Consider the following 223-nt stretch of genomic DNA (forward strand, 5'->3'; position numbering starts at 1 on the left):
GCCTTCGGGAACTGTGAGACAGGTGCTGCATGGCTGTCGTCAGCTCGTGTTGTGAAATGTTGGGTTAAGTCCCGCAACGAGCGCAACCCTTATCCTTTGTTGCCAGCGGTTAGGCCGGGAACTCAAAGGAGACTGCCAGTGATAAACTGGAGGAAGGTGGGGATGACGTCAAGTCATCATGGCCCTTACGACCAGGGCTACACACGTGCTACAATGGCATATA

At 53.8% G+C, this 223-nt stretch carries 1 rRNA gene; it reads left to right on the forward strand.

Going from position 1 to position 223, the window contains the following annotated elements:
• Positions 1 to 223, forward strand: a 16S ribosomal RNA gene (locus ACQUTP_RS25730); the annotation flags it as partial.

The sequence above is a fragment of the Klebsiella sp. 2-CIP_Kleb. genome, assembly GCF_050378715.1.
GTDB lineage: Bacteria > Pseudomonadota > Gammaproteobacteria > Enterobacterales > Enterobacteriaceae > Klebsiella > Klebsiella quasipneumoniae.